This is a genomic window from Acidiphilium sp. JA12-A1, assembly GCF_000724705.2.
Classification (GTDB): Bacteria; Pseudomonadota; Alphaproteobacteria; order Acetobacterales; family Acetobacteraceae; genus Acidiphilium; species Acidiphilium multivorum.
On sequence record NZ_JFHO01000043.1, the window covers coordinates 1 to 8,495 of the forward strand.

At 69.9% G+C, this 8,495-nt stretch carries 7 protein-coding genes and 1 pseudogene; 5 read left to right on the forward strand and 3 right to left on the reverse strand.

Features of this window, described 5'->3' with window-relative positions:
• The first annotated feature begins 152 nt into the window (after positions 1–152).
• The 4 genes from RT91_RS08160 to RT91_RS08175 are packed head-to-tail and all read left to right on the forward strand — an operon-like array spanning position 153 to position 4,282.
• Positions 153–1,454, forward strand: coding sequence for an O-antigen ligase (locus tag RT91_RS08160; RefSeq protein ID WP_035186684.1), 1,302 nt, complete (start codon positions 153–155; stop codon positions 1,452–1,454).
• Positions 1,451–2,413 (forward strand): GTP-binding protein, encoded by a 963-nt coding sequence (locus RT91_RS08165; protein WP_007422593.1) that lies wholly within the window; start codon positions 1,451–1,453, stop codon positions 2,411–2,413. The genes RT91_RS08160 and RT91_RS08165 overlap by 4 nt, the downstream gene beginning before the upstream one ends.
• Positions 2,410–3,456, forward strand: coding sequence for a WD40 repeat domain-containing protein (locus RT91_RS08170; RefSeq protein WP_035186686.1), 1,047 nt, complete (start codon positions 2,410–2,412; stop codon positions 3,454–3,456). Before RT91_RS08165 ends, RT91_RS08170 begins: the two co-directional genes overlap by 4 nt.
• Before the next feature lies 1 nt (position 3,457).
• Positions 3,458–4,282, forward strand: a complete 825-nt coding sequence (locus tag RT91_RS08175) for an aldo/keto reductase (protein ID WP_035186689.1) — start codon at positions 3,458–3,460, stop codon at positions 4,280–4,282.
• Positions 4,283–4,348: 66 nt separating this feature from the next.
• Here RT91_RS08175 and typA read toward each other — a convergent pair whose 3' ends face one another.
• Positions 4,349–6,181, reverse strand: a complete 1,833-nt coding sequence (typA, locus tag RT91_RS08180) for a translational GTPase TypA (RefSeq protein ID WP_007422590.1) — start codon at positions 6,179–6,181, stop codon at positions 4,349–4,351.
• 143 nt (positions 6,182–6,324) lie between these two features.
• The gene (locus tag RT91_RS08185) at positions 6,325–6,834 is read right to left on the reverse strand and encodes a hypothetical protein (RefSeq protein WP_011942149.1); all 510 of its coding nucleotides are present in this window, start codon (positions 6,832–6,834) and stop codon (positions 6,325–6,327) included.
• A 196-nt stretch (positions 6,835–7,030) separates the two neighbouring features.
• Between RT91_RS08185 and RT91_RS08190 the strand changes: the two genes are divergently transcribed.
• Entirely contained in the window at positions 7,031–8,281 is a 1,251-nt protein-coding gene (locus RT91_RS08190; protein ID WP_035186692.1) for an AmpG family muropeptide MFS transporter, read from the forward strand.
• A gap of 10 nt (positions 8,282–8,291) precedes the next feature.
• Here the strand turns inward: RT91_RS08190 and RT91_RS08195 are convergent.
• A pseudogene (locus RT91_RS08195) lies at positions 8,292–8,495 on the reverse strand (ABC transporter ATP-binding protein); the annotation flags it as partial.

Sequence of the window (8,495 nt, forward strand, 5' to 3'; positions counted from 1 at the left end):
GGAAGCCGCCTTCCTGCGTCTGGCGGACGACGACGCGGCCCGCGACCGCCTCGCCGCCGCCGGCCGCGCCCGCGCGCAACTGTTCGACACGCCCGTCATCGCCGCCCGCCTGCAGCGGTTGCGCGACGCCGAAACGCCGGTATGAGCGGGGCATGACCATGCAACGCGCCGCCCTCATCGCCGCCCTGATCCTGCCGTTTGGCTTGCTTTACGCCCGCGCCGGCGCCGAATTGGCGATGGGCGCGGTCGATATCCTGTTCCTCGTCCACGCCGCCCGCACCGGCGACTGGCGCTGGGCGCGGCAGCCCTGGTTCGTGTTCGGCTGCCTCTGGTGGATCGCGGTGATGATCTGCTCGACGCCGATCCCCGCCCTCGGCCTCGGGCCGGGCGGCTGGAAATCCTTCACCCAGGCGCTGGTGCTGATCCGCCTGCTGGTGCTCGCCGCCGCCCTCGGCCACTGGGTGCTCGATACACCGGCCGCGCGCACCCGGTTCTGGCTCGCCCTTGCCGCCTGCGAAGCCTGGATCCTGCTGCAAAGCTGGCAGCAGGAGATTTTCGGCGTGAACATCTTCGGCGACCACCGCTGGGGCGACGGCGCGCTCACCGGCCCGTTCTGGGCGCCGCGCGCCGGCCCGCCGTTCAGCCACCTGCTGTTTCTCACCGCCCTGCCCGTCATCGCGGCGCTGATCGCGCGGCGGGGCACCGCGCCGAAACTCGCGGCCGCCGCCGTCGGCGGGCTCGGCTTCGCGACAACGCTGGTGATCGGCCAGCGCATGCCCTTCGCGCTGGCGCTGCTGGGCCTCGCCGTCACCGCCCTCGCCTTCCGGCCGATCCGCCTGCCGGCGATCGGCCTCGGCGTGCTGATCGTGCTCGCGATCCCGGCGCTGAAACTGGTCTCGCCGCCCAGTTTCGACAAGCTGGTGCTGGAGACCGGCCGCCAGGTCAGCCATTTCGCGAAAAGCCCCTATGGCGAACTCTACACGCGGGCAACGGTGATGATCGAGCACGCCCCCTTGCGCGGCTACGGCTTCAACGGCTTCCGCGATTTCTGCCCCGAGCCGCGGTTCGATCGCGGCCTCCCCGCGCTCGGCATCGGCCCGACCAGCCTGAAGCGCGGCGCCTGCAACATCCATCCGCACAATTTCTATCTCCAGGCCGCCCTCGATGGCGGGCTGGTCGGCCTCGTGCTGTTCGCCGCGATGAACGCGGCCTGGCTGCTGGCACTCGGCCGCGGAATCATGCGCCGGCCGATGGCGCTCGGCGCCTTCATCGGCGTGCTGACCTATGCCTGGCCGCTCGCCTCGACCGACAATTTCGCCGTGCTGCCGATGGCGGGCTGGCTCTTCGTCATGCTCGGCCTCGGCCTCGCCCTGCCGCGCTCTGGTCCGCCCGAGCCCGCCTGCCTATATCCCGAAGCAACGATACGCCCCACCACGACAGGATCTCCCGCATGAGCGATCTCGTTCCCGTCACCGTCCTCACCGGCTTTCTCGGTGCCGGCAAGACCACCCTGCTCAACCGCATCCTCACCGAGGATCACGGCCGCAAATACGCCGTCGTGATCAACGAGTTCGGCGAGCGCGGCGTCGACAACGACCTCGTCGTCGATACCGACGAGGAAGTCTTCGAGATGAACAACGGCTGCATCTGCTGCACCGTGCGCGGCGATCTGATCCGCATCATCGGCGGGCTGATGAAGCGCCGCAACCGCTTCGACGGCATCATCGTCGAGACCACCGGCCTCGCCAACCCCGCCCCCGTCGCGCAGACCTTCTTCGTCGACGAGGACGTGAAGGCGAAAACGAGGCTCGACGCGATCGTCACGGTGGTCGACGCGAAGAACCTGCCCGCCCGCCTCGCCGACGCGCCGGAAGCCGAGGACCAGATCGCCTTCGCCGACGTCATCGTGCTCAACAAGCTCGACCTCGTCACCCCGGAGGAACTCGCCGATGTCGAGGCGCGGATCCGCACGATCAACCGCTTCGCCCAGATCCACCACACGACCCGCGCCGACGTGCCGGCCGACCGCCTGCTCGGCATCAACGCCTTCAGCCTCGACCGCGTGCTGCAATCCGTGCCGGATTTCCTCGAGGAGGATTCCCACACCCATGACGAGCACATGAGCAGCATCAGCCTCTCGGTGAAGAAGCCGCTCGACCCCGAGCTGTTCAACGCCTGGATCGGCGGCATCCTCGCCACCCAGGGCCAGGACATCCTGCGCACCAAGGGCATCCTCGCCTTCGCCGGCGAGGATCGCCGCTTCGCCTTCCAGGCCGTGCACATGATGGCGGATGGCGATTTCATCCGCCCGTGGAAGGATGGCGAGGAACGCGAAAGCCGCATCGTCTTCATCGGCCGCGATCTCAACCGGCCGATGCTGCGCCGCGGCTTCGAAAGCTGCATCGCCGAATGAGCGGCATGGTCACCGACGCGGACGAGATGCTCCGTGTGCGCGGCGTCTCGCACGATTGCGCCGAGTTCGTCACCGCCCTCGCCTTCGACCGCGCCGGCGGCACCCTCGCCGCCGGACTCGGTGACGGGCGGATCGTGCTGCGCGGCCTCGCCGGCGGCGCCTTCGCCGAACACGCCTGCCACGACGGCGCGGTGCTCGCCCTCGCGCCGGATATCGACCAAAGCGGCTTCTGCTCCGGCGGCGATGACGGCGCGCTGAAACGCCTCGATTCCGCAACGGGCGAAAGCACCGAACTCGCCAGCTTCGGCATGAAATGGGTCGAGCACGTTCTCACCGTGCCGGACCGCAAGGCGCCGCTGCGGGCGGCCGCGGTCGGCAAGACGATCCACCTGCTCGATGCCGCCGGCGCCACACTCCGCACCCTCGCGCATCCCTCGACCGTCGCCGGCATGGCGCTCGATCCGAAGCACCGCCGCCTCGCCGCCGCGCATTACAACGGCGCCTCGCTCTGGTTCGTGCGCTCCGAGAACGCGAAGCCGCAGGTCTTCGAATGGAAGGGCAGCCATCTCGCCATCGCCCTGCATCCCGATATCGAGGCGATGGTCACCACCATGCAGGAAAACGAGCTGCATGGCTGGAAACTGCCCGACGGCCAGCACATGCGGATGAGCGGCTACCCGACAAAGCCCGAATCGCTCGACTTCACCCGCTCGGGCAAATGGCTCGCCACCGCCGGCGCCGAGGCCATCGTGATCTGGCCGTTCTTCGGCGGCGGGCCGATGGGCAAGGCGCCGCTCGAACTCGCCGCCGGCGAAACGGTGGTCCGCCGCGTCGCCTGCCATCCGCAGCACGAGGTCGTCGCCGCCGGTTTCGCCGACGGCTCGGTCGTCGTGGCCGACATCGCACGCGAACGCATCCTGCCCGTCGCCGCCGCCGGACGCGGCGCGGTCTCCGCCCTCGGCTGGAGTCCGAACGGCGCCCATCTCGCCTTCGGCACGGAGTCCGGCTTTCTTGCCCTGATCGATTTCTCGCGAAAGGACTGACATGACCAGCATGCCCATCACCGGCGGCGCGCTCGCCATGCCCAAGCTCGGTCTCGGCACCTGGCGGATGAGCGGGCGCGACTGCACCGCCGCCGTCACCCGCGCGCTAGCGCTCGGTTATCGCCATATCGACACCGCCGAGATGTACGGCAACGAGGAGGCCGTCGGCGCCGCCCTCGCCGAAAGCGGCATCCCGCGCGACGAGATCTTCCTCACCACCAAGGTCTGGTACGAAAACCTCACGCCGGACGGCGTGCGCCGCGCCATCGAGGCCAGCCTCGCCAAGCTGCGCACCGACCATGTGAACCTCTTCCTGATCCACTGGCCCTCGCCCTCGATGAATCTCGCCGCGGTCCTCGCCACCATGGCGCATCTCAAACATGAAGGCCTGGTACGGCATATCGGCGTGTCGAACTTCACCGTCGCGCTGATGCGCCAGGCGGTGGAGGCGATCGGCGCCGAGATCGCCTGCAACCAGGTGGAATATCACGTCCTGCTCGGGCAGGACGCGGTGCTCGACTACGCGCGGGCCCACGGCATCACCGTCACCGCCTATTGCCCGCTCGCCCAGGGCCGGCTCGGCGACCATCCGGCGCTCGCGGAGGTGGCCGCGAAACATGGCGCGACGCCGGCGCAGGTCGCCCTCAAATACCTGCTCGACCAGGACGGTGTCGCGGCAATCCCCAAGGCCGCGCGCGAGGAAACCCAGCGCGCCAACCTCGCCGCCCTCGCCATCACCCTCGATGGCGAGGACCGCGCCGCCCTCGCCGCCCTGCCGAAAAACCAGCGCTTCGTCGATCCGGCCTTCGCGCCGGACTGGGACTGAAAAAAAACCGGCCGGCGTTGTCGCGCCGGCCGGCCTCACCCCGTTCTGAAGGCTACCGCCGCCGGATCAGGCGGCGTCGGACGCCCGCTCGGCCTTCTTGCGCGCGTGCGGATCGAGATGCCGCTTGCGCAGCCGCACCGCGCCCGGCGTCACCTCCACCAGCTCGTCATCCTCGATATAGGCGATCGCCTGCTCCAGGCTCATCCGGCGCGGCGGCGTCAGCAGCAGCGCGTCGTCCTTGCCCGCGGCGCGGATATTGGTGAGCTTCTTCTCCTTGATCGGGTTCACGTCGAGGTCGTTCTCCCGGCTGTGCTCGCCGATGATCATGCCCTCGTAAACCTTCTCGCCGCCGCCGATGAACAGCGTGCCGCGTTCCTGCAGGTAGAACAGCGCGTATTGCACGCTCTCGCCATCGGCATTGGCGATCAGCGCGCCGTTGCGCCGCCCCTCTATCGTCCCCTTCCACGGGCCGTAGCCGATGAAATGCCGGTTCATCACGCCGGAGCCGCGCGTATCCGTCAGGAACTCGCCGTGATAGCCGATCAGCCCGCGGCTCGGGATGTGGAAGGTCAGCCGCTGCTTGTCGCCGCCCGAGGGGCGGATATCCTGCAACTCGCCCTTGCGCCGGCTCATCTTCTCGACGACGACGCCGGAATACGGCTCGTCCACGTCGATCAGCACCTCTTCCATCGGCTCCTCGCGCGCGCCCGTCTCCGGGTTGTCACGGGTCAGCACGCGCGGCCGGCCGATCGTCAGCTCGAAGCCCTCGCGGCGCATCGTCTCGATCAGCACGCCGAGCTGCAACTCGCCGCGCCCGGCCACCTCGAACGCCTCGGTCTCGGTGGAGTCGGTCACGCGGATCGCGACATTGCCCTCCGCCTCGCGGAACAGCCGGTCGCGGATCTGCCGCGACGTCACCTTCTTGCCCTCGCGCCCCGCGAGCGGGCCGTCATTGATGCGGAAGGTCATCGACAGCGTCGGCGGGTCGATCGGGATCGCCGGCAGCGCGGCGCCGATCTCCATGGCACCGATCGTATCCGGCACGGTCGCCTCCTTGAGGCCGGCCACCGCGATGATGTCCCCGGCCGAAACCTCGTCCACCGGCACGCGCTCCAGGCCGCGGAAGGCGAGCAGCTTGGTCAGCCGCCCGGTCTCCACCGCGCGCCCGTCGAAGCTGATGACGCGCACCGGCATGTTCACGGTCGCCCGCCCCTGCTCGACGCGGCCGGTCAGCACGCGGCCGAGGAAGTTGTCGCTCTCCAGGATGGTCGCGACCATGGCGAACGGCGCGTCGGCGTCGAGGCCGGGCTCGGGCACATGGCTCACGATCAGGTCGAACAGCGGCGAGAGGTTCTCGCGCGGCCCGTCCAGCGTCGGCGTCGCCCAGCCCTGGCGGCCGGAGGCATAGAGCATCGGGAAATCGAGCTGCTCGTCATTGGCGCCGAGGGCGGCGAACAGGTCGAACACCTCGTTGTGCACCTCGTCGGCGCGGGCATCCGGGCGGTCGATCTTGTTGACGACGACGATCGGCTTCAGCCCGCGCGCCAGCGCCTTGCCGACGACGAACTTGGTCTGCGGCAGCACGCCCTCGGCGGCATCGACGAGGACGACCACGCCGTCCACCATGTTCAGGATGCGCTCGACCTCGCCGCCGAAATCGGCATGGCCCGGCGTGTCGACGATATTGATCCGCACGTCGCCCCACTGCACGGCGGTGCACTTGGCGAGGATGGTGATGCCGCGCTCGCGCTCGAGGTCGTTGCGGTCGAGCGCGCGCTCGGCCACCTGCTGATGCGCGCCGAACGAGCCGGACTGCTTGAGAAGATTGTCCACGAGCGTGGTCTTGCCATGGTCGACATGGGCGATGATCGCCACGTTGCGCAGCTTGGTCTCGGTCATGATTCGGGTCTTTCGGGGTTCAACGCGGCTCCTCTACACGTTTTGCAGTGCAAAAGCGAGCTTCGTGACGCAGACGGGATATGAAGAGATGAAAAAGGGACGGCCGAAGCCGTCCCCCTGCCCGGCCAGCGCGGCCCCGGCGCCTATCGTGCCGAGGGTGCCGGCGCCGGCATCATCGGCTCGCCGCCATGCGCGGGCATTCCGCTGCCGCCCGGCGCCGGCATCGCCGAACCGCCGCCTGGCGCGGGCATCGCCGAACCGCCGCCCGGCGCGGGCATCGGCATGCCGGCGCCGGCCGGGTGGTCGATCATCGTCATCGCCCGATGGATCAGCATGCGCGCCTGCTCGTAGTCGCCGCTCTCGACGGCGCTGCGGGCCCGCCGCACCGCATCGATCGCCGGTGTGCGGATCGCTCCGTTCACGCTGCCCTGCACATAGGAGTTGGTCAGCAGGTCCGTCTCCGCCCGGCCGAGCGCGACCCGCGCCCGCGTCGCCTGATGCGCCGCGACCGCCTGCCCGGCGATGCCGAGATAGGTCCCGGCCGAGGCGTCATAGGGCACGGATCCGCCCATGCGGGTCGGGGCCGGCGCCTGCGCGAGCGCCATGCCCCCCGTCAGGGCCAGCGCAAAACCAGTCAGCAGAACGGTCTTCATGATGGTCTCCTTCCTCGAAATGCCGCCCCTGCGGCACCGCGCCGCCGCGCAGGCGCGCGACAGCGGTCCCGGCGTGCAACTTTGGGTCCGGCACGGCGCGGGGCAACCATGCCCGCGTCACCGCACGATTAAACCGTTGTCACGAATTCCCGCCCCCGGCTTGACGGCAGCCGGTGCAGCGCTGGCAATTGGCGTCATGAACCGGATTCGCGCCATCGCCCTGATCGGCCTGCTCGGCTTTTCCTCCGGCCTGCCGCTCGCCCTGTCCGGCTTCACGCTGCGGCTCTGGCTCGCCCGCGCCAACCTGCCGCTGGAGGCGATCGGCTTCACCGCCAATCTCGGCATCGCCTATTCGCTCAAGTTCCTCTGGGCGCCGGCGCTCGACCAGTTCCGCCCGCCGCGCCCCTTCCGCGCGCTCGGCCGCAGGCGCGGCTGGCTGCTGCCGATCCAGCTCTGCCTCGCCGCCGCCGTCCTCGCCCTCGCCCTCACCCGCCCGGCGCACGCCCTGGCCGCCACCCTGCTGGCCGGCGGCCTCGTCGCCTTCCTCTCGGCCAGCCAGGACATCATGATCGACACCTGGCGGATCGAGTTCTTCCCCCAGCACCTGCAGGGCGCCGCCACCGCCGGCTATGTCTGGGGCTACCGCGCGGCGATGCTGATCTCCGGCTCCGGCGTCATCGCCCTGTCCACCGTCACCGGCTGGCATGTCGCGATCCTCGCGATGGTGCCGCTCCAGCTCGTCGGCGCCGCCGCAACGCTGGCCTGCGCCGAACCCGCCCCGCCGCCGGCGCGCGGGCCGGTCTCGATCGGCGCCCGCTTCCGCGAGGCGGTCATCGCCCCGCTCGCCGATTTCCTCAGCCGCGAGGGCGCCTGGATCATCCTCGCCTTCGTCATCCTGTTCCGCCTCGGCGAGGCGCTGGCCGGGGTGATGCTCGCGCCCTACTACACCCATCTCGGCTTCGACCGCGCGACCATCGCCATCGCCAACGGCCCGCCCTCGCTGGTGGCCGTCCTCGCCGGCACGGCGCTCGGCGGCGTCGCCGTGGCCCGGCTCGGCGTCGGCCGCGCCCTGCTCACCGCCGGCGCCTTCCAGACCCTCACGCTGATTCTGTACCCGCTGCTCGGCCTCTACCCGCATCTGCCGCACATCCTGCTGGCGACCAGCGTCGCCGAGAGCTTCGCCGAAGGCATCGCCGATGCCGCCTTCATCACCTATCTCTCCGGCCTCTGCACCAAGGCCTACACCGCGACGCAATACGCCCTGCTCTCCTCGGTCGCAGCCCTCGCCCTGCGCACGATCGGCGGCTTCTCCGGCGTCCTCGCCCATGCGATGGGCTGGCTGCCCTTCTACGAATTCACCGTGATCTCGGCGCTGCCGGCGATGGCGGTGATGCTCTACATCCTGCGCCGCTATCCGCCCGCGCCGGCCGCCCTCGCCGCGGAATGAGCCGCGGCGGTCAGCCCGCCGCCGCCTCCAGCGCCGCCTCGGCCTCCAGCCAGGCCGCCTCCTTGACCTCGATCTCGCCGGCGATGGCGGCGAGGCGGATATTGATCGCCGAAATCTCCTCCGGCTTCGCCCGCGCATAGAAACCGGCATCGGCCAGCTTCGCCATCAGCGTCCGCTTCTCCGCCTCGAGCCGGCCGATCGCCGCCTCGGCGTC

Coding starts and splice junctions, on each gene's coding strand:
- RT91_RS08190 (WP_035186692.1), top strand. CDS start 7,031: ATGAACCGGATTCGCGCCATCGCCCTGATCGGCCTGCTCGGCTTTTCC.
- RT91_RS08175 (WP_035186689.1), top strand. CDS start 3,458: ATGACCAGCATGCCCATCACCGGCGGCGCGCTCGCCATGCCCAAGCTC.
- typA (WP_007422590.1), bottom strand. CDS start 6,181: ATGACCGAGACCAAGCTGCGCAACGTGGCGATCATCGCCCATGTCGAC.
- RT91_RS08160 (WP_035186684.1), top strand. CDS start 153: ATGACCATGCAACGCGCCGCCCTCATCGCCGCCCTGATCCTGCCGTTT.
- RT91_RS08170 (WP_035186686.1), top strand. CDS start 2,410: ATGAGCGGCATGGTCACCGACGCGGACGAGATGCTCCGTGTGCGCGGC.
- RT91_RS08165 (WP_007422593.1), top strand. CDS start 1,451: ATGAGCGATCTCGTTCCCGTCACCGTCCTCACCGGCTTTCTCGGTGCC.
- RT91_RS08185 (WP_011942149.1), bottom strand. CDS start 6,834: ATGAAGACCGTTCTGCTGACTGGTTTTGCGCTGGCCCTGACGGGGGGC.